General features: G+C 64.5%; 15 protein-coding genes. 2 read left to right on the top strand and 13 right to left on the bottom strand.

Annotated elements, in window-relative coordinates:
• The first annotated feature begins 121 nt into the window (after positions 1–121).
• Positions 122–2317, top strand: a complete 2196-nt coding sequence (locus AC1D3B_RS03865) for a polysaccharide biosynthesis tyrosine autokinase (protein ID WP_478189334.1) — start codon at positions 122–124, stop codon at positions 2315–2317.
• Here AC1D3B_RS03865 and AC1D3B_RS03860 read toward each other — a convergent pair whose 3' ends face one another.
• The 13 genes from AC1D3B_RS03860 to AC1D3B_RS03800 form a co-directional block, all read right to left on the bottom strand.
• Positions 2318–3181 (bottom strand): FkbM family methyltransferase, encoded by an 864-nt coding sequence (locus AC1D3B_RS03860; protein ID WP_478189333.1) that lies wholly within the window; start codon positions 3179–3181, stop codon positions 2318–2320. It abuts the gene before it with no gap.
• Entirely contained in the window at positions 3178–4074 is an 897-nt protein-coding gene (locus AC1D3B_RS03855) for a glycosyltransferase family 2 protein (RefSeq protein WP_478189332.1), read from the bottom strand. The genes AC1D3B_RS03860 and AC1D3B_RS03855 overlap by 4 nt, the downstream gene beginning before the upstream one ends.
• A gap of 13 nt (positions 4075–4087) precedes the next feature.
• Positions 4088–4972: a glycosyltransferase family 2 protein gene (locus tag AC1D3B_RS03850; protein ID WP_478189331.1), complete on the bottom strand. Its 885-nt coding sequence runs from the start codon at positions 4970–4972 to the stop codon at positions 4088–4090.
• A 2-nt stretch (positions 4973–4974) separates the two neighbouring features.
• Positions 4975–6162 (bottom strand): glycosyltransferase family 4 protein, encoded by a 1188-nt coding sequence (locus AC1D3B_RS03845; RefSeq protein WP_478189330.1) that lies wholly within the window; start codon positions 6160–6162, stop codon positions 4975–4977.
• Positions 6163–6181: 19 nt separating this feature from the next.
• A complete protein-coding gene (locus AC1D3B_RS03840) occupies positions 6182–8350 on the bottom strand; it encodes a glycosyltransferase (protein ID WP_478189329.1) in 2169 nt (722 codons plus the stop codon).
• Positions 8331–9893 carry an oligosaccharide flippase family protein gene (locus tag AC1D3B_RS03835; protein ID WP_478189328.1) on the bottom strand — a complete coding sequence of 521 codons (1563 nt, stop codon included), beginning with the start codon at positions 9891–9893 and terminating at the stop codon, positions 8331–8333. Before AC1D3B_RS03835 ends, AC1D3B_RS03840 begins: the two co-directional genes overlap by 20 nt.
• Positions 9880–11361, bottom strand: a complete 1482-nt coding sequence (locus AC1D3B_RS03830) for a hypothetical protein (protein ID WP_478189327.1) — start codon at positions 11359–11361, stop codon at positions 9880–9882. The genes AC1D3B_RS03835 and AC1D3B_RS03830 overlap by 14 nt, the downstream gene beginning before the upstream one ends.
• A gap of 12 nt (positions 11362–11373) precedes the next feature.
• The gene (locus tag AC1D3B_RS03825) at positions 11374–12474 is read right to left on the bottom strand and encodes a glycosyltransferase (protein WP_478189326.1); all 1101 of its coding nucleotides are present in this window, start codon (positions 12472–12474) and stop codon (positions 11374–11376) included.
• 33 nt (positions 12475–12507) lie between these two features.
• Positions 12508–13929 (bottom strand): undecaprenyl-phosphate glucose phosphotransferase, encoded by a 1422-nt coding sequence (locus AC1D3B_RS03820; RefSeq protein WP_478189325.1) that lies wholly within the window; start codon positions 13927–13929, stop codon positions 12508–12510.
• A gap of 195 nt (positions 13930–14124) precedes the next feature.
• Positions 14125–14373, bottom strand: coding sequence for a hypothetical protein (locus AC1D3B_RS03815; protein ID WP_478189324.1), 249 nt, complete (start codon positions 14371–14373; stop codon positions 14125–14127).
• A 173-nt stretch (positions 14374–14546) separates the two neighbouring features.
• Entirely contained in the window at positions 14547–17108 is a 2562-nt protein-coding gene (locus AC1D3B_RS03810; protein ID WP_478189323.1) for a TonB-dependent receptor, read from the bottom strand.
• A gap of 114 nt (positions 17109–17222) precedes the next feature.
• Positions 17223–17858 carry a response regulator gene (locus AC1D3B_RS03805; protein ID WP_478189322.1) on the bottom strand — a complete coding sequence of 212 codons (636 nt, stop codon included), beginning with the start codon at positions 17856–17858 and terminating at the stop codon, positions 17223–17225.
• Positions 17855–18766 (bottom strand): ATP-binding protein, encoded by a 912-nt coding sequence (locus tag AC1D3B_RS03800; RefSeq protein WP_478189321.1) that lies wholly within the window; start codon positions 18764–18766, stop codon positions 17855–17857. Before AC1D3B_RS03800 ends, AC1D3B_RS03805 begins: the two co-directional genes overlap by 4 nt.
• A 149-nt stretch (positions 18767–18915) precedes the next feature.
• Between AC1D3B_RS03800 and AC1D3B_RS03795 the strand changes: the two genes are divergently transcribed.
• Positions 18916–19362 carry an SRPBCC family protein gene (locus tag AC1D3B_RS03795; protein ID WP_478189320.1) on the top strand — a complete coding sequence of 149 codons (447 nt, stop codon included), beginning with the start codon at positions 18916–18918 and terminating at the stop codon, positions 19360–19362.
• Positions 19363–19676: the final 314 nt, after the last annotated feature.

The following is a 19676-nucleotide window of genomic DNA, read 5'->3' as shown; positions in this document are numbered from 1 at the left end:
GCTTACTTCCCCAGACAAACGGCACGATTTCTGCTGTTATCTCTGCATGCGCCAATCCCTCACTATCCCGACGCCCGGTGCTCAGCAGCGCGCACTCGCAGGTTCTGGTCAAGGCATCCCGATGATCGACACGGAAGACGAGCCGCGCCTCTCGGAGTACAGGGACATCCTGATCGACCACAAGTGGCTGATCATCGGCACCATCGCGCTCGCCCTGCTCATCGGGCTGGCCTATGTGACGCTGGCCACGCCGGTCTATCGCGCCAACCTCCTGCTGCAGATCGAGGATTCCACGCCCGACAGCAAGAATTTTGTAACCGAAACTTCGGGCGTGTTCGAGGTCAAGACGCCGGCCACCGGCGAGATCCAGGTGCTCGCATCGCGCATGGTCCTGAACGCGGCGGCGGAAGAGACGGACCTGCAGATCAGCGCACAGCCGCGCTACCTGCCGTGGATCGGACAGTGGCTTTCCCGCCACTCCGCCGGGCTGTCCGACCCTGGCGTCCTGGGCCTGGGCGGCTACGTGACGGGGGCCGAGCGCATCAAGGTCACCCGCTTTGATGTACCACCTTCGCTCGAGGACACGGAGCCTTTCGTCATCACCGCCCGGGGCGACGGGCGATTCACGGTGCGCCACGAGTTGCTCGATGCACCGCTGGATGGCGTTATCGGGCAACCACTGCGCAAGACGCTGCCCGACGGCGTCCTGGAGATCCGCATCGGCGAACTGGCCGGCAAGCCCGGCGCCGAATTCACCGTCTCGGTGGCATCGCGGCTTCGCGCCATCGAGCGCCTGCAGGAGCGTCTGCAAATGAGTGAGCAGGGGCGACAGTCGAATGTCATCGGCGTCACCCTCGAAGACACCGATCGCGTTCGCCTGGCGCGCGTCCTCAACGCCGTTGGCGAGCAGTACGTCCGACAGAACATGGATCGCAAATCGGCCGAAGCCGAACGAACCCTCGCCTTCCTCAAATCGCAGTTACCGGTCTTCCAAAGCCAGCTTCAGGGCGCGGAGGATGCCTTTGCGCGCTTTCGCAACAAGAACGGCACCGTCGATTTCGACGAGGAGGCCAGGGTCTGGCTGAAAAAGACTTCCGACCTGCAGGCCAGCCTGCTGGACCTGCAACAACGCCGTCGGGACGCGCAATTCAACTTCACCGACCAGAGCCCTCGCATGCAACTGCTGAACCAGCAGATCGCGGCGGTTCAAGGCGAGCTCAACGCGCTCAACTCGCGTGTCTCCGGCATGCCGAATGTCCAGCGAGACGCCCTGAGACTGGAGCGCGATGTGCGCGTCAACAGCACGCTGTACCAGTCCATGCAGAACAACATCCTGCAGATGCAACTGGTCAAGGAAGGAAAGACCGGCAACGTGCGGCTGCTGGACAAGGCCGCCGTGTCCAAGTTCCCTGTCAAGCCGCAGAAGACGCTCGTCCTCGCCTTCGCGCTGGTGCTGGGCGCACTGGTGGGCCCGGCGCTTGCGATAGTGCGCACGCGTCTGAAGCCGGGCATTCACAATCCCGGCGAGATCGAGGATCACACGGGCCTGGACGTCCATGCGGTCGTGCCCCACAGTCCCGAGCAGACGCTCCTCGAACGGCGGCACACCGGCAGGACCGAGTCCGGGTCCCTGCTGGCGGATGCCCATCCGCACAGCGCCTCCATCGAGGCTTTGCGCACCTTGCGCGTCGGCCTCAAGCTCACCATGGCGGAGGCACCCAACAACCGCATCCTCGTCACCGGTGCCACGCCCGGCGTCGGCAAGAGCTTCATCGCCAGCAACTTTGCGACGCTGCTGGCGCAGTCGGGCAGGCGGGTGCTCCTGATCGATGCCGACCTTCGCAAGGGCGATCTCAGCGGGGCATTCGATCTCCCGCGGAACGGCGGGCTGTCGGAGCTGGTCGCCGGCGAACTCGAAGCGCAGCAGGTCATCCGCGCGCAGGTGCGACCCAACCTGGATGTCCTGACGACCGGCAAGCTGCCCGAGATGCCCGCCGACATGCTGGAGTCGGAGGCATTCATCGAGGCGCTCGACACCCTCTCGACGTCCTACGACCTCGTAATCGTCGATGTCGCCCCGGTGCTGGTGGCGGCCGATGCGGCGGCAGTGGCATCGGCGTGCGGCGTCGTGCTGCTCGTGACGCGAGCCGGCAAGAGCCAACTCGGCGAACTGAACGAGAGCATTCGACGGCTGGTCCAGGCCGGCGCACCGATCAGCGGCGTGCTGTTCAACGGGATGGACTTCAGCCGCCGCTACAACGGCAGCCACGGGTACCGGCACGGCAGCTACCGGCACGAGGAATACAAGCAGGCGTAGCTACGCCAGCGTGTTCGAGATGCTGAACACGTTCTCGTTGCGGTAGATGAAGTCCCTGTTTCTCTCGGAGATGGCGCGCAGGAAGTTGTTCGAAGTGGCTTGCCTGGGCAGCATCCAGTCGTGCAACTCGATGATCAGCAAGGGGAACGCGTCCAGCCATTCGACGTTCTTCTCGAACAGGTTCTGCTCGAAACCCTCGATGTCGATCTTGATGATGAAGGGGGTGCAATCGTTGTAGGCGGGATCACGGACGATCGAATTGACGCTGATGATCTTCGTCTTTCCTTCGGCGCTGGTCTCGGTGCGGTAGCCCCAGTTGCCCGCGCCGGGGTCCACGATGTCGGCTCTCGCGTCCGAGTTTCCGATGCCGGCCAGGAGGAAGCGGATATTGGGGTCGTGATTGTTCAATCGGGCCATTGCCATGTTCTGCTCTTCCGGTTCGATGCAGACGACAACCGAGTCCTTGTAGGTCTCCGAGAAATACCGGGTGGCCAGGCCGCTGTTGCCCCCGCAATCGATGATCAGCGGCTTCTTTCCCGAATCGATGATCCTGGCGTAGCACTGCCAGAGGGTATCCGCGTGATCGGGACTGCCGAGGGCGTAGTCTTCATTGACGAATATCTGCCGCACCACAGCCACGTCGATGTCGTCCCTTGACTTGACGGTGAAGAACGACCCGCGGGACCGGTCGTAGATCAACTGGTCCGCGAAGACGCCCGGCGTCAACTTCACGAACCTGGCCTTCTTCTTCAGCAGCGGACTCGCGCAGAAATACGACAGGCCATAGGCCCACCGCGCGAGTTCCTTGATGCGCTTCGAATTCGACATGGGTACCAACATCGCTACGTCCTCCATGGTCGTCATTCCTGGGATCCGAGGTTGATCTGCTTCTTGAGCCCGCTGCCGTCGAGGCAGACGCCCGCATAGCCTTCAGCCCTGCCGACGGCCACATTCAAGTAGTAGATCCCGCGGTTGATGTTCCCCTTCAGCAGGGACAGGCACGCACCCCCGATGGGTCGAATCAGGTAGTTCGTCAGATACAGGATGCCGTAGCTGTGCTTTCGGATGACGTGCCCCATTCCCCTGGCATAGCGACGCCCCTTTGCCCGCATGGCGTCATCCGGATCACTGGTGTCGAGCTCCGGATGGTGGGCGTACAGCGCCGGGTCGTAGACGACCTTGAACCCGGCCTGGATGGCCCGGATGGTGATGTCCGGGCCCTCGCACGACTGCCAAGGCGTCGACGCGCCGACGCCGATGTCCTCGTCGAAGCCCTCGAGTCTCTCGAACACCTGGCGCCTGAAGAACACGACCCATTCGATCTGGGTGGTGAACACGTTGCGGAGATCCACCCGCTGCGCACTCGTCTCGAACCGGCCGTTGATGGAGCGTCCGTCAGGGGCTGCGGCCCGCCCGCACACAATGTCCGCACCCGTTTCATCGAATCGTCCCAGGACCTTCCTGATCAGCGAAGGCGGATACAGGCAGTCGTCATCAGGGAAGCAAAGGATTTCGCCGCTCGCCTTCGCAACACCCAGGTTCCTGCCGAGGCTGACGCCCTTGGCATGCGGGCTTCGAAGGTAGTGAACCGGAAAATCGACGTCGACAGCGCTGCACGCCACCTCCAAGCGCGCATCGACGTTCTGATCGACGATGATCAACTCGAAGTCGTTGTGGTCCAGTTGCTTCAACGAATGAATGAACTGAATGACTTCGTCGATCCTGCCGAGGGTGGACATGACCAGAGACACTTTCATCGGGGTGTCGTCCTCAGAAGCGAAGAATGCGCTCGGGGTCGACGCGCCCTCGAACCCAGTCCCAAACGGCCAGCGCGTTTCCCGCCAATCGGCCGCGCCTGTCGACCCAAGGCTCCGGCCTCAGGCTGCGCAACAGGTTGGCGCCGATGTTCTTCAGGTTTCCGTTGAGTGCCTGGAGGGGCGTCATGTGGCCTTTGCGCGAAATGTAGATGCGGTTGGCCACCTGCGAGTAGCCGAGGCGCTTGCCCGGGCTGCGGCCCGACCTCTTCGTCCCCAGGTGCACGCCTTTCAGGCTGGTCGCTTGCACGATCGCGCCGTGGGGGGCCATCTGCCTTGAAAAGTCCACATCCTCCAGCCAGCCGTACAGCGGCAGTCGCTCGTCGAAGCGGATGCCGTGCACTCGCACCGGCGCAAGGCGGACCGCCATGTTGCAGCCGTAGGCGTTGAAGGCAGGCAAGACCGACGGTGCATTCGAATCGAGGCCCGGATTCGCCAGCAGGCGCACCCCTTCCTCGTAGGTGAAGCCTGGCCCCATGATGCCGTCCGCGAGCACCTTGCCGGTCGCCAGGACGACGCCTGGGTGGGCCGCAAACAGACGTTCGGTCTCGAGCACGAAGTCTTCGGCCGGCAGGTAGTCATCGTCGAAGAAGACCATCACATCCGCATCGGAAGCGTCGATGAGCGCATTGCGCTGTGCCGAGCTTCCGATTGAGCCGGACACGACCCGGACGGGGCAAGGAAAGCCGTCCAGGCAAGCGGGGTCCACGTCCTCAGGCCGGGCCGGGCAGACGAGCAGATCATCCGGCCGGCGCGACTGCCGTGCCAGGAAGCGGATGGCGTCGGCCAGCACATCCCGCCGGCCGGCAGTGGCGATGGCGACAGCGATCTTCAGGGCCATGGTCAATACGCCGGGAGCTTGTCGGTGCCGACGACGCGCGGCATCGGTTCGCGTGCCGGTGGCATCAGGCTGTCAGTCAGTGCAGCCAACTCGCGGTCGTTCCATGACTGCGCCGTCCGGAAAGCGGCTCGCCCCCGCTCGATGCGCTCCTGCCGGTTCCTGTAGAGGTGCAGCACGGCTTCGGCAAAGGCCGATGCGTCACCGTCCGGCGTGACCCGCACGCCTTGGAGATCCGAAGGCCTGATGCCTTCGACACCGAATTTCGTGCTGACTGCCGGAATGCCGTGCCCGAAAGCCTCGAGCAGCTTGATCTTGATGCCCGTGCCCTGCGTGATGCTGTTCACCAGGATCGGGCCCTCGCGGAATGCATCGCGAAAGCGGGGCACGACACCGTACTTCACGACGCCAGGCGCATCCGCGCACTTGCGACAGATCGAGCCCGCAACGAACAGCTTGAAGTCCGGCTCATGCTGCCGAACGAGCGGCAGCACGCTGTCGACGAACCACGCCAGCGACTGGTTGTTCTGCAGGAAATCAGACCCGATGAAGGCCGCACCTGCACACGCCGACAGATCGAAAGGTTCATCGATGTCGATGATGTGGCTGACCACCGAAACCGTGTTCGTCGATGGCGGCAGCAGGCGCCGGAAGTACTCCGCTTCCCGATCCTGGATGGCCAGCACCCTGTGCGCCCGCATGAGCCCTCGCCGCTCCTGGGCCATCGGAATGCCGCCGGCAAAGCTGTCCTGCGTGTCGACGACACGAAACACATGCGGCCCGAAGGCGTCGAAAGCGCGGGTGAACGTCACGTACTGCGCAATGACGGTATCGAAGCCATGCTGGCGGTCGAGCTTCCTGAGCTGCGACGTGAATCCGGAAAAATAGGTCTCGTCGATATCGCTTTGCAGGAATCGACTTCGGGTGAGCTTCCGCCGGATCTTCCAGATCGCCCTGCCGACGTAGTAGGCCGCGTCGGCAACCTGGCCACGGTCGAGGCAATGGAAGTTCTCCGGGCCGAGTAGCGCGAGGTGCGCTTCGGGATCGAAGTCCCCCATCTGCCGCGATGGCAAGAAGGCGAAGTGCACCTCGTGGCCGCGCTCCTTGAACGTCTTGACCATGTGCAAGGTCCTGACCCTGTTGCCGCCGGTTGCAGGGTAGAGCGGGAATGGTGAGACAAAGACGATCTTCATCGGATTCCTGTGCATGCGTTCAGAAGCGAAGAATCCGCTGGGGATCGACCTGGCCGCGGACGCAATCCCACATGGCCAGGCAGTTTCCCGCGAGCCTGCCGCGCCGGTCGACCCAGGGCTCCGGCGACAGGCTGCGCATCGAATTCGCCAGCAGGTTCTTCGCCATGTGCTTGAGCGCCAGGGACCAGCGCATCGTCCCCTTGCGCGCGAGGTACAGCGGATTGGCCACCTGCGAGTAGCCGAGGCGTCGCCCCGGGCTCCGGCCCGTTCCCTTGGTACCCAGGTGAACACCGCGCAGCCGTGGCACCTGGACCACCCTGCCGTGCAACGCCAGCTGCCGCGAAAAGTCCACGTCTTCCAACCATGCGTAGAGTGGCAATCGCTCATCGAAGCGGATGCCATGGTCTCGCACGGCCTGCATTCGAATGGCCATGTTGCATCCGTAGCCGTTGTAGGTTGCTCTCAGCGAATGAAGTCCGACGTTGGGCCCGGCTCGTTCGAGGATTCGTACGCCCTCCTCGTACACGATGCCGGGGCCGAGGATCCCGTCGGCGAGCAACTTGCCGGTCGCGACGACCACCTCCGGCGAAATGCTGAACAGCGTCTCGACCTCGGCGACGTAATCGGACGAAGGCAGGAAGTCGTCGTCGAAGAAGATCACGACATCGGCGTCGGTCGCGTCGAGCAGCACGTTGCGCTGGAGTGGCAGACCGACCGGACCACGGACAACGCGCACCTCGCCCGCATAGCCCCGCAGGCACGCGGGATCGAAGTCCTCTTCCCTCGCAGGACAGACCAGCAACTCGTCCGCCATCCGGGACTGGTTGGCGAGCAAGCCGATCGTTTCAGCCACCACGCCCTTCCGCCCCGCCGTGGCAATGGCAATCGCGATCTTGAGGCGCTCCGACCCGATTCGCGGCGGGGAAAGCGGCTGCATCAGGACACAGGCTTCCTCGCCGACCGAAGATTCACGGGAGTCGGCCTTTGGCACAGGCACCGCCTGCATCAGGCCGGTGTCGTCCAACGGCTGACCGAGCACGGTTTCGAGCAGGCGACGTGCAGCCCTGTCCCAGGTGAAATGCGCCGCGTGCGCCCGTCCGCGACTCCGCATGTCTTCGCGCAGTCCGTCCTCGTCGCACATCCGGGCAATCTGCCGGGCCCATTGACCCGCGTCGTTCGGATCGGCCCAAAGCACCGCGTCGCCGCAGACTTCGGGCAGCGCGCCGCAGGGTGCGGCGATTGCAGGACAGCCGAGCAACATCGCCTCCAGCGGCGGAAGACCGAATCCCTCCGTGATGGATGGAAAGGCCAGCGCCACGGCCTCTTGCAGAAGGCCCGCCAGCTGCTCGTCGCTGATGAACCCCAGGAACTTGACGTTCGGGGGAACCGCGTGGCCTTGCCTCTCGAAGTCCTCGCGTTTCGCGGGTCCGAAGAGCGCCAGCGTGACATCGCGCAGCGCCGGTGAATAGAAGGCCTGGAAGAGCACCGCGATGTTCTTGTGCGGCTGTCTGTTGGCGAGCGCGAGGATGAAGCGCTTGCCCGCCAACCCCGCCGCCTCGACCTTTGCCGGATCGGGCACCAGCCGCAGGACGTGGTCGCAGCCGTTGTGGATCACGCGGATGCGCTCCGCATCGGCCACGCCGAAATGCGCCAGTTGCTTGCGCGAATAGCGGGACACCGTCAGCAAGGCCTTGTTGCGCTTGCCGAGTCGCGGCAGCACCAGCCGGTACCAGGTCCGGAAGGCACGGGAATAGGAGTCCGGCGCGCTGTAGACCTGCGCGTCGTGAACCATGGTGAACGCATCGCGATACACGACGGGTCCGATGTTGCAGAGGCTGATCAGCGTCTCGCTCCTGGCGCGGCGCGGCAGCACGAGTTGCTCCCACAGCAGGCCGTTCAGCCGATCGGGCAAGGGCCCCGAACTTCCCCAGCGATCGCTTTCCACGCGAATGCGCGAAAGGCGCAGGTCGGTATCCTGTCCGCCCGGCACGATGACGCGGCAAGCCATCGCCGTGGCGAGTGCCGGGTTGTCGGAGAGCACGGTGTCCAGCGCCACCAGCATTTCGCGGGCCACACGATAGACGCCCGATCGGCTCGTCGAAGGCTGCAGGAACTTGCCGTTGATGACCAGGCCGGGCATCGTCGTGCCCTGCACACGCGGCATCGGATCAATGGGGTTGCTTGACATGGGCCTCCATTGCGTCGTTCGGCTTCGTTCGCGTGCGGGCCGCCGCTTGAGCGCGGCGAGTGTGTGCCCGAGTGAACCGGGCACGGATGGTATGGAGCAAATGTTGTTCGAGGCCGGCCGGCCGGCCCGCCAGTTGCCACGCCAGCAAGACCAGCACCGCATAGACCAGCAGATACAGCAGGCCGAGCGGGATCGCCCTCACCAACAGTTCAGCCAGCCCGGGGGCAGCCATCACCACGGGCTCCGCCAGCCACAGAAGTGCGCCTGCGGGCAGCATCGCCACCAGCGGTATCCACAGGGTGACGAGTTGGGACGCCAGGCCGGCAGCGATCAGGCGGCGCACGATGAAAAGTGCAGTGATCGTGCCGCATGCGGTGGCGATCGCACTGCCCACGATGGCCCCCGGAATGCCGAACGCCACGGCGCCCAGCCAGACCAGCGGCAGCCTCACCAGCAATTCGATCAGGGTCCGGACTGCCACCCAACGCGTGCGATCCAGCGTCATGGCCAGCGGCCCCATCAGGATGGCCGGAAGCCCGAGCAAGGTGACCGCGCTGATCCAGCGCAACCATTCCGCGGCCGGAGCCCAGGCGGGGCCCAGCGCCACGCGAACGAGCACTTCCGGCCACAGCAGAGGCAGACCCATGACGGGGGCCATCAACAGCGCGATGGCGCGAGACAACTGCAGATAGCGTGACCCACGCGCATCGCCGGCCGACGCCAGCGCCTGCATGACGGGGCGGCCCAGCGGCTGGATGAGCGCTTGCGCCGGGATCTCCGCCATCTGCTTGCCCAGGGCGTACTGGCCGAACGCCGAGGTGGTCGTGAGCCGCGGCAGGAGCAATCGATCGATCTGCCAGTTGAGCGCCATCCCCAACTGCGACACGAAGTTCCATCCGATCAGGCTCGAGAAATGCGTCCAGAGGACGAAGGTCAGACGAGGCCGCAGCGGCGCGATGCAGTAGGACAGGAGCGTGGCCACCAGCGGCGCGCACACCGATGCGGCTGCAATCGCCCAGTAGCTGCGCGTGGTGACGGCGATGACGACCGACACGATGAGCGCGACGACCTTGCCGGACAACTCGAGCACCGCGTCGGGACGGAAGTTCAGGGCACGTGCGAACTCCACCATCCGCGGATTGACCAGGCCACGCATCGTCGGCGCCAGCGCCAGCACCGCGAGCAAGGCCGTCAGCCGTGGCTCGTTGTTGAAGGCAGCCAGCGGCCAGGACAGCGCGAGCAGGAGCAGTCCGACGACGACGCCACGCAACAGGCTGAGCGTGAACGCAGTGTGAAGCATGTCGGGCGTCAGCACAGGCACGCGAATCAATGCCGCCCCCATGGGCAGGTCGAACAGGGCTTCGACCACGAACACCGCCGCCATCGCCATGGCCACCAGCCCGAACTCGGCCGGGCCCAGGAAGCGCGCCAGGCAGAGCAGCATGACGAGGTCGATCAGCTTGGCGGCCAACCGTGTACCCACGGTCCACGCGCCGGCCCCGATCGCGCGGCTGGCCATGCTCGTGTGTTCAGCGGCCGACACGCGCGCTCCGCTCGTTGACCAGGCGCAGGGGCCTGCGCCGCATTGCCTCGTCGACGCGCTGTGCCAGCGAGGGCCGCGCCGCGACCTGCGATCCCCTGTGCCCGATCGCCGCGGCGATCCCGTAGAGGAAGGCGTTCAGCAAGCCGAAATCCGGCGTGGTGCCGATCATCAGGCTGGTGAAGAACGCAGGCAGGTAGGCCCAGCGCACGGCCGACAACATGGCATGCCCTTGTGCGTCGCCCGGGGGCGCCCTTCTCGCGAACAGGGTCTGCAGCACGAAGAGGAAGTAGAACAGCGCGCCGAGCAACCCCGCATTGCTCGCGAGTGCCACGGCGAAGTTGGAGGCGCGAGTGCCGCCCAGGCCGACGCCCAGTCCGTGGGTCGCCAGCAACGCCTGCAAGGACACATGCGTCCACATGTTGCGTTCCTCGAAGGAACTGGTGGTGGACTTCTCCAGCACCATCATTGCGAACATGTCGCGCATCGGGTTCAGCAGATGGGGAACCGCGATGACGATGAGGGCCACCGCGCAGATCGCCCCGCCGCCCAGCCAGAACTCGCTCGCGAGGCCGCGCTGAAGGAGCGGATTGCGGACGGCGGCGAGGCGCCAGAACCACTCCGCACCCGCCGCCGCGCCGAAGATACCCAGACCCAGGTAAGCCGCGGACGAGGTCGACAACCACACCAGGAGAAGCAACATGCCCATCAGGACGGGAACCACGCGATTGCGCAGGAAACCCGACGGCATCGCACGCCGGAAGAAGTACAGCGACGCCAGGAAGACCAGCGCCAGGCTACCGAAGGACGAAGCCTCCGGCATGAGCCCGATCAGGCGCGTGCTGGACAGGATTTCCGTTTCCGTGAGCAAGGCATAGCTGGCGGTGCGAAAGAGCTCGAGGACCGGCGTGAGCGGCAGGAACTGCGAACCGAGGTCAAGGCAACCGGTGAAGACCGTCATCGCCGCACCCAGGCACAGCGCGGCCAGCGCGTGCCGACGCATGGACTCCGTACGGAGCATGCGCGCGAAGCTGAATACGGTCAGCACCGAGATGCTCACGTACACGAACTGGGAGATGTTCTGGGTGGTCGGCACGAGCGTCGCGGTATCCGCCAACTCGCCGGCGCGAACCGGCACGATCTCGACCGTTCCGCCAAAGAACCTCGGCATGAACACGGTCGTGACGCCGGCCACGAGCCAGAAAAGAAACAGCAGGAGCAACTCGGATCGCTTCATTGCAGCGTCGAACGCCTGCGCAAGCCCGCGCGTGCTGCCCAACTGGCGCGCGATCAGGAGGATGGCGACGATCGGCGCCGGCGTGAGGGTGAGGCCGCCTGTAATTGCGGTCGGAACCGCCGCGAACGAACCGAGCGGAATCGACGCGAAGAACAGGTACATCAGCGCCTGCTTCTGCCGGAACAAGGTCCAGACCGCGATGGTCCAGAACACTGCGATGGGAATGGCTTCCATGGGCCTCCCCGGTCAGCTTGCGGTCCGCGCCTCGCCCGCAAGCAAGGATTCGATATGGTCGGCCAGCCGCGTCCTGAACACGGCGGTATCGAAGGTGCGTGCGTGCGCCTGCATCACGTCCGGACGAAAAGTGTCCGCGGTGGCCTCGAAGCGCCGGATCGCATCGACCACGCCGTCCGCGGTCTGATCATCGAACAGCAGGCCGGTGCTCTGATCGACGACAGTCTCCAGCGCGCCGCCCATGGCGAACGCGATGACCGGCCTTCCACTCGCCATCACCTCCAGCGGAACAATGCCGAAGTCCTCGACGCCGGGGAACAGCAATGCCTTGCAATGGGCAAAGTGGTGCGCCATGGTCACGTCGTCGACCGCGCCGAGGAACTCGACGGTCGGGCCCGCCAGGCGCCGCAACGCCGGGCCGGCCCCCTTGCCGATGACGACAAGCCGCTTGCTCATGCGGGTGCAGGCCTCCACGGCGATCTCGACTTTCTTGTAGGGCGTGATCTGACCCGCGCAGAGGTAATAGTCGCCCGCCTCCGCGGCAGGAGTGAACCGAGGCAGGTTCACCGGCGGGTACACGACATGCGCAGTGCGGCGGTAATACCGTTCGATGCGCCGGGCCACATACGATGAAACGGCAATGAAGTGATCGACGCGATGCGAAGTGCTCACGTCCCATTGGCGCAGCGATGGCGCCGTCAGCGACATCATGGCGCGCGCAACCGGGCCGGCCGTCGCGCGGTACTGGGGATACAGATCCCAGATGTAGCGCATCGGCGAAGCGCAATAGCAGATGTGCGTTGCATTCGGGCCGGGAATGATGCCCTTCGCGGGGCCGGATTCGACGGAGATGATCAGGTCGTAGCCCGTCATGTCGAAAGACTCCAGCGCGTAGGGCATCAACGGCAGCATCTTCTTGTAGTGCCGCACGCCGCCGATCTTCTGCAGGAACGAAGTGATGATGCGGTGACGCCGAAGCTTCTCCGAAATGGCATCCGGGTCGCACACCAGCGTGAAGATGTCCGCGTCCGGATACAGGTCGCAGAGAACCTCGAGCACCTTTTCACCGCCGCGCATGCCGACCAGCCAGTAGTGGACAAGTGCAACCTTCACGTGTGAACCTTCCTTGGTTGTGGCATGGCGATATCAGTAGGCATTCTTGTTGACGAAGCCCTTGACCACGGTCAAGGCAATGATCTGCAGATCGAACTTCAGCGACCAGTTCTCGATGTAATAGATGTCACACTCGACGCGCTTGGCCAGGTCGGTGGAGCCTCTCCAGCCGTTGACCTGTGCCCATCCGGTGATGCCGGCCTTGACCATGTGCTTCTTCATGTAGTCGGGGATCTCGTTCTTGAACTGCTCCACGAAGACAGGCCGCTCGGGCCGTGGCCCGACGATGGACATGTCACCCAGCAGGACGTTGACGAACTGCGGGAGTTCATCGAGGCTCGTCTTGCGCAGGAAGGCGCCGACCGGCGTGGATCGCGATTCGCCGGCCTTCGCCCAGACGGCGCCGGTCTTCTGTTCCGCATCCACTGGCATCGACCTGAACTTGTACATGTTGAACTTCTTGTTGTTCCAGCTGACGCGCTCCTGACGGTAGAACACCGGCCCCGGCGAACTCAGCTTGACCGCGATGGAAATCGCGAGCATCAACGGCGAGATCAGGACCAGGATCAATGCCGCCAGCACCTTGTCCTCGATGGACTTGATCACGCGCGCAGCACCCTGCAATGGCGTCTGCTGCAGCGTGAGCACCGGCAGGCCCGCAATCTCCTCGACCGAATGGTTCAGCAAGTGCAGGCCGAACAGGTCCGGCACGAGCTTGATGTCTGCGGTCGAGTTCTTCAGTTCGCTGAGCGCATAGGAGATCTTCTTCTGGTCCCACATGGGCAATGCCAGCCAGACCAGATCGACACCGCGGGACTCCACATAGCCACCGAGGTTGTCGAGCCGCCCCAGCATCGGGGCGCCCGTCAACTCGCTGCGATCCGCATGCGTGGAGAACCAGCCTCGCACTTCGATGCCGCACGATTCGTCGCGGTGGATGGCATCGACCAGGCGTTGCGCGTCCGGATTGGCGCCGACCACGACCGAGACGCGCGGATCGACGCCCTGAGTCCCCATCCAGCGTGCAATCGCACGCAGGGCCACGCGCAGCAGCATGGCACCGGTGATGCTGAACAGCAGCCAACCGCCCCACCACAATCGCGAAGTCTCGTGACCGTCTCTCACGGCCAGCGCATACACCGCCATGACGCAGAACATCAGCAGCCACAAGGTCCCGAGCTTGATGAACTCGTCCGTGATCGCGCGACCGCGCCAGCGTCGATACAGTGAACTGCCGTTGAGGACGATGACTGCGAACAGCACGCCCCGACTGAGCGCATGCACATAGTCGGCGCCCATTTCCAGTGCGCCGAAGCGCGTCCAGAAGGCGAGCAACCCGCTCACTTCGAGAATCGCGATGTCGCCCACGCGCAGGATCAGGCCAAGAAAGGGATTGAATTTCCCCAACGCAGACAACGGTGTTTCACGCAAGCCAGTTGCATAGGAAGACAGCATCAGTCCTTCTCCGGGTCCAGGTCGAACTCGATGAAACCGACCGTAGTCGGATGGGATGTCTCCTGCTGCTTTTATGCGTGCGAAAGTGCAATATCGGTGCCAGAAACAGGCTGCGGCCTCTGCGCCTACAGCACTATCGAACACGTCCTACAAGTCGCGTGAGGACGCTATTTCTCAGCAACGAATGCTTTCTTTCTACAAATGGTCCCGCCGCTTCTTCGGCGTGGACGTGATCACACGAAGGACCATATCACCGCTGAGCGTTTTGAATGTGTCATAGCGTTCGGCACATTCCAGCGGATCGCCGTTATCAAGATAGAACCGCGGCTCGCGCTGTTTTTCGACGACGCCATACGCGTCTCTCACGACGAATGTCTGGGTGCGGCGGAAGACCATATGCATCTTCCCGTCTGTCCCGAATGCACGGAATACATCGGTTCGCATTTGTTGCTTTGCACGACATGCCGAAGCCAACACTCTTGCGTGCGGGCAGGACGACCGGTGTAAGAAGTTCGACCAACGCTCGTACGGATGTGTCTGACCCCGGGCGAGCGAACTCGATCGACTGTCCATCCAGGTGACAGGTGCGCGCCTCCCCCGACGGGGGGATGCGCGGCTCAGGCGCCGAAGGCGTAGCGCAGGCCGACCCATGCGGTGCGGGGTGCACCGGGCGAGTAGAAGGTCGCGCGAGGGACCGGGAAGTCGCCGTTCGCATTCGCCGGCAACGGCCGCGCGACGAAGTTGCCGTTCACAGTGAAGCCATTGGCGCCGAGAACGCCTCCGGTCGTGTACTTGCGATCGAACAGGTTGGTGATCTGCAGGAAGAACTTCATCCCGGGCTTGGGCTTGTAGTCCACGCCGAGGTTGAACACCGCGTAGCCTCCACTGTGCCCTGGGCCGGCGTAGTAGAGGCCGTCGGGCGTGTGCAGGCCGTTCTCGTTGCCGCTCACGTTCGTGGCGCTCACCGCGTTCATGTCTGCGCCGACGCGCCAGTGCGCATTCGGCTCCCAGTCCGCGAAGAGCTTCAGGATCTGGCGCGGCAACTGCGGTATGCGATCGCCGGGGTTGATCACGATGGTGCCGTCCGTGCCGGGGAATCCGGCCACGGCGGCATCGTTGCTGCTGTTGCCGGCGCCGCCGACCGTCTCCGTGCTGCGATAGGTTGCGTCGAGCAGGCTCAGGTTGCCGCCCACCGTCCAGGCGCTGGCGGGCTTGGCCTGCAAGCCCATCTCGATGCCCTGGCGACGCGTCTTGCCGAAGTTCTTGAAGTAGCCGAAGCCGCTCGCATTGTCCGCAACGAAGAGGATGTCATCGCGGTTGTCGGAGCGGAACACGCCGAAGTTCCAGGCCACCTGGCCGGCTGCCACGCCGCGAATGCCGGTTTCGAAGGTGGTGGTCACGACCTGCTTGAGCGGCGGATCCCCGGCGAAGGAGTTCGGCAGCTTGCACGGGCTCTCCGGATCCGCGCAGCCCAGTTCGATGGCGGTGGGTGCCCGGCTGCCCTGGTTCGCGCCGACGTAGAAAGTGACGGCCTCGTTCGCCGCAAAGGTCAATCCGACCGCCGGGTTGAAGCGGCTGAATGTGTAGTCGCCGTCCAGCGAACCCGGTCCGCCACCGGGCGTGAGGTTGTCGGTATTCGTCAGTGAGGTGTAGTTGTAGCGCCCGGACAGCGTCAGGTGCGTCTGTGTGTTGAGCGCCATGGTGTCGGTCGCATAGATGCTCCCCGTGTGCGAACGGCTCGACAGGTCGACCCGCGCATCGAACGCGTCTTCGGACGATTGGGTGCCATCGGCGAAAGCACCGGGACCGAACACCGGCGTGATCGTGCGGTCCGGGTTGAGGTAGCCGAACTGTGCGCCTTGCGTGAAGCTCACGCGACTCGCGTCGTAGGCGCCGCCGACGACGAACTGGTGCCCGATGCTGCCCGTCGTCGCCTGCATCGACAACTGGCCTGCGAGGCCATAGTTGGTCTGGCGAGCCTCCGTCTGGTTGATCAGGCCGTTGCACTTCTCGTTCGGCTCGTCGTTCAGCAGCGCGTTCGCGATGCAGCGCCACTTGGGGAAGGGCGTGTTCGTCGCGTTCTCCCCGCTGGTCGGGAATCCCGTATAGCCGGCGGCCGCCAGTGCCCTCCGCTCGGCGGCGCTGGGCTGGTAGAGCGCCTGGTCGAGGGAATCGTCGTTGATGTCGCCGTTGAGGGTGTTGGCCAAGATGTTGCGGTAGTAGACGTTGCCGGACAAGGTCATCGTGTCGCTCAGGGCCTGCACGGTGGCAAGGTTGAGGAACACCGAACGGTTCTTGGTGTTGTCCGGAATGGTCCGGACGCTGGCCCAGTCGCGTTGCAACGCGCCCTCCTCCTGCACGCCGTTGCCGGTCAGGTCGTTGTCGGCCAGGGCGATCGTCAGCGACGTGTCGCCATCGCGTGTCTTGCGGCCTACCTTCGCGAACAACTGCCGCAGGTCGGACGGCGACGCGGTGCGCCAGCCGTCTTCATGGAAGGCATTGCCGTTGACGTACCAGTGCATGCCGTTGTCGACGTTGTAGCCGCCCGTCTCGAACTCCGCGGCCGCACGGCCATACGAGCCGCCCAGCACCTGCACCGACGTGCCCGGATAGTGGATGCCGTCCTTGGTCTGGATCGACAGCGCGCCACCGAGCGTATTGAGGCCGAACAGCGGGTTGCTGCCCGGCATCAGCGCGATCGAGGCGATGGCCGTGCGCGAGAACAGGTCCCAGCTCACGACGTCGCCGAAGGGCTGATTCAGTCGCACGCCGTCGAGGAACACCGAGAGCCCTTGTGGCGTGCCGAGCAGGGGAGACGCGGTGAAGCCGCGGTAGTTGATGTTGGGCTGGAAGGGATTGCCCTGCGTCTCGTTGACGGACACGCCGCCGATCGCGCGAGCAAGGAAGTTCGACAGGTCGAGCGAGTGATATCGCTCCATCTCGGCGCCGGTCGCGGTCTGCACGTTCGACGGTATCTGGTCGATCGGCACGTCCATCCCAGGCAACGGAGTGACGGCGATGACGTTGATGGTGGGCAGATCGGGCACCGCCCGGGCTGCCGCGGCAGGCTCCTCTGCGGGCTCGACCTGTGCGTGGGCCGTCAGGCCATGGCACAGCAGCAGAACGGCTGCGGCCACAGGCGCCGACGAGAAAACGACCGCGCGCGCGTCACCGGACATGCTGTCTCCTCGGTGTTTGAACTTGTTATCGCGCACAACTGCGCGCCCTCTTCCCAAGCTATCGCATGACGTTTGAATGCGACAGGGAAGATTTCCCGACGTGTGCTGGCCGGCTCAGGCTTCTCCGGCGGCGATGATGCCGTGCCGAAGGGCCAGATGCGCCATCTCGGCCGTGGTGTGGATGCCCAGCTTGTCCTTGATCAGGCTCTGGAGGTTGGAAACCGTCTTCTGGCTCAGATGCAAGGTGTTGGCACACGCGGCCACGGACTCGCCGCGCGACAGCAAACGGAAGACCTCGAATTCGCGCTGGGTCAGCGAATCGAAGGCCAGCGACGCATCGGCGCCGTCGAGCAGGCGTTGCGCCAGCGCCGGGCTCAGGTAGCGGCGCCCTTCGCGCACACAACGGACCGCATCGATCAGGCATTCGGGCGGACTGGTCTTGGAGACGAAGCCCAGTGCGCCGAGTTCGAGCGCGCGGTGCACCAGCATGTCGGTGTCGTGCATGCTGAAGACGAGCGTGCGCGCCTGAGCGTCGCGTTCGCGCAGGCGGCGAATCAGTTCGAGGCCGCTGCTGCCGGGCATCCCCAGGTCGGTGACCGTGATGTCGGGTTCGTGGGCGGCGAATTGCGAGCAGGCCTCGTCGACGCAAGCGGCCTGCGCAACGACGGCCATGTCGCCGTCCTGTTCCAGCAGGTGCCGGTAGCCCTCGCGCACCACGGGATGGTCATCGACCAGCAGGAGCCGGATCACGACACCCCCACCCGAAGTTCCGGCACCAAAGGAAGTTCCATGCGAATCCGCGTGCCGGCGCCCGGCGCGCTGTCGGCCTCGAAGCTGCCGCCGAGTGCCGCGGCGCGCTCCGTCGCGCCGAGCAGCCCGAAACCGCGCTCCGGCGTCGCGGCGGAGAAGCCGCGACCATCGTCTTCCACGCTCAACGTCAACACCTGCGGCGTCGCCGAGAGCTCGATCCGCACATGCGTCGCATGTGCATGACGCACGACATTCGCCAGCGTCTCCTGGGTCACGCGATAGATGGTCGTATCGATCGCCTCGCCGAGTTGGCGCAGGTCGCCGCGAGACTGGAACTGGCAGCGCACGCCGCTGCGCGTCGACCACGCTTCGCACAGCGATTGCATCGCGGCGACGAGGCCAAGCTGGTCGAGCTCCGCCGGCCGCAACCGTCGCACGAGGCGCCGCACACCCACCTGCAGCAATTCGGCCGAAGCGGCAGCGCGCCGTGCGGACTCCCCGATCTGCTCGAGCGAGGAAGAGCGCTGGATGTAGGTGGCCTCGATGCGGATGGCGGTGCAATGCTGGCCGAACTCGTCGTGGAGCTCACGCGCCAGTTCCAGGCGCTCGCTGTCCTGCAGCGCGATCAGTTTCTGTGCGAGCTCCCGGTTCTGGGCCAGCAGGCGCGCAGCTTCCTGGCGACGGCGCCGCGCATACCACGCCAGTCCAAGCGAGAGCGCGACCAACGTGAGTGGGACTTCGTCAGCCTGCCATGCCTCGGCATGTGCAAAGGCCACAGCCAGGCGTTCGTGCAGCTCCAACGTGCTCGACAGCACGAACGTCAGCACGGTCCCCAGCATCACCCAGGCGAGATCGAATCGCCCTGGGCGCCAGGCACGCGATCGCGACAGCCGCAATACAGCTCTCATTGCACCCTCCGGTTCGAGCCCGCACCCTGCGCCCCATGTAACCTCGGATCAACCTGGGTTTTCCCTCATCTTGCGGAATGTCGATTTCCCGCAGGCTCGCTCGACGTATCAGTGAGGGTCGTCCTCGCACTTCACCGGAGAACACAACCGTGACCACCAACACCGTCCGTCTGCACCGCGTCCTGCGCACTCCACCCGACCGGGTCTACCGTTCATTCGTCGAGCCCGGCGCTTTCGAGCGCTGGCTGCCACCCTTCGGGTTCGTCGGCAAGGTCCACAGCATGGAGCCCGTGGTCGGGGGCACCTGGCGCATGTCCTTCACCAACTTTGGCACCGGCCACAGCCATTCCTTCGGTGGGAAGTACCTGGAACTGGTCCCGGGCCAGCGCATTGCCTACGACGCGACCTTCGACGACGCCAACCTGCCGGGCACCATGAAGACCACAGTGACACTCACTGCTGTGTCCTGCGGGACGGACATGTCCATCGTGCAGGAAGGCATCCCCGACGTGATTCCGCCCGAGATGTGCTACCTGGGCTGGCAGGAGTCGCTCGTCGCCCTGGCACAGCTGGTCGAGCCGAATATTCCGGGGTGAGCGACCTTCGGTCCGGAGGCCCTCGCCTACCGTCGTTGTGGTTATGCGGAGGGCCTCTGCAGAAACCTAGGGTTTACCCCAGAATCGATCCATCATGACCAACGAAGCACTTTCATGCTGACCCTGTTGATGGTTCTCGGCGCAGCCGCCGCCCTGGTTTTTCACGGCGTAAAGACATCGAAGATTACGGACGAACCGAACTGACGATTCAGGCTCCACCCAGTTGTCTCCTCCACCGTCGACCCAAAGACGGATTCAGGCCCCGTGCAGCAATGCCCGGGGCCTTTTTACGTCTGATGCGAGCACAGAAGGCC

The organism is Variovorax sp. P5_A3 (assembly GCF_056400665.1).
Note: the sequence above shows the minus strand (reverse complement) of the source record. Positions and strands in the feature narration are given on the sequence as shown.

Excerpts from the sequence above, each read along its gene's own strand:
- AC1D3B_RS03855 (WP_478189332.1), bottom strand. The coding sequence starts at position 4,074 with ATGAAAGTGTCTCTGGTCATGTCCACCCTCGGCAGGATCGACGAAGTC.
- AC1D3B_RS03860 (WP_478189333.1), bottom strand. The coding sequence starts at position 3,181 with ATGACGACCATGGAGGACGTAGCGATGTTGGTACCCATGTCGAATTCG.
- AC1D3B_RS03800 (WP_478189321.1), bottom strand. The coding sequence starts at position 18,766 with ATGAGAGCTGTATTGCGGCTGTCGCGATCGCGTGCCTGGCGCCCAGGG.
- AC1D3B_RS03810 (WP_478189323.1), bottom strand. The coding sequence starts at position 17,108 with ATGTCCGGTGACGCGCGCGCGGTCGTTTTCTCGTCGGCGCCTGTGGCC.
- AC1D3B_RS03845 (WP_478189330.1), bottom strand. The coding sequence starts at position 6,162 with ATGAAGATCGTCTTTGTCTCACCATTCCCGCTCTACCCTGCAACCGGC.
- AC1D3B_RS03840 (WP_478189329.1), bottom strand. The coding sequence starts at position 8,350 with ATGTCAAGCAACCCCATTGATCCGATGCCGCGTGTGCAGGGCACGACG.
- AC1D3B_RS03815 (WP_478189324.1), bottom strand. The coding sequence starts at position 14,373 with ATGCGAACCGATGTATTCCGTGCATTCGGGACAGACGGGAAGATGCAT.
- AC1D3B_RS03865 (WP_478189334.1), top strand. The coding sequence starts at position 122 with ATGATCGACACGGAAGACGAGCCGCGCCTCTCGGAGTACAGGGACATC.
- AC1D3B_RS03850 (WP_478189331.1), bottom strand. The coding sequence starts at position 4,972 with ATGGCCCTGAAGATCGCTGTCGCCATCGCCACTGCCGGCCGGCGGGAT.
- AC1D3B_RS03820 (WP_478189325.1), bottom strand. The coding sequence starts at position 13,929 with ATGCTGTCTTCCTATGCAACTGGCTTGCGTGAAACACCGTTGTCTGCG.
- AC1D3B_RS03830 (WP_478189327.1), bottom strand. The coding sequence starts at position 11,361 with ATGGAAGCCATTCCCATCGCAGTGTTCTGGACCATCGCGGTCTGGACC.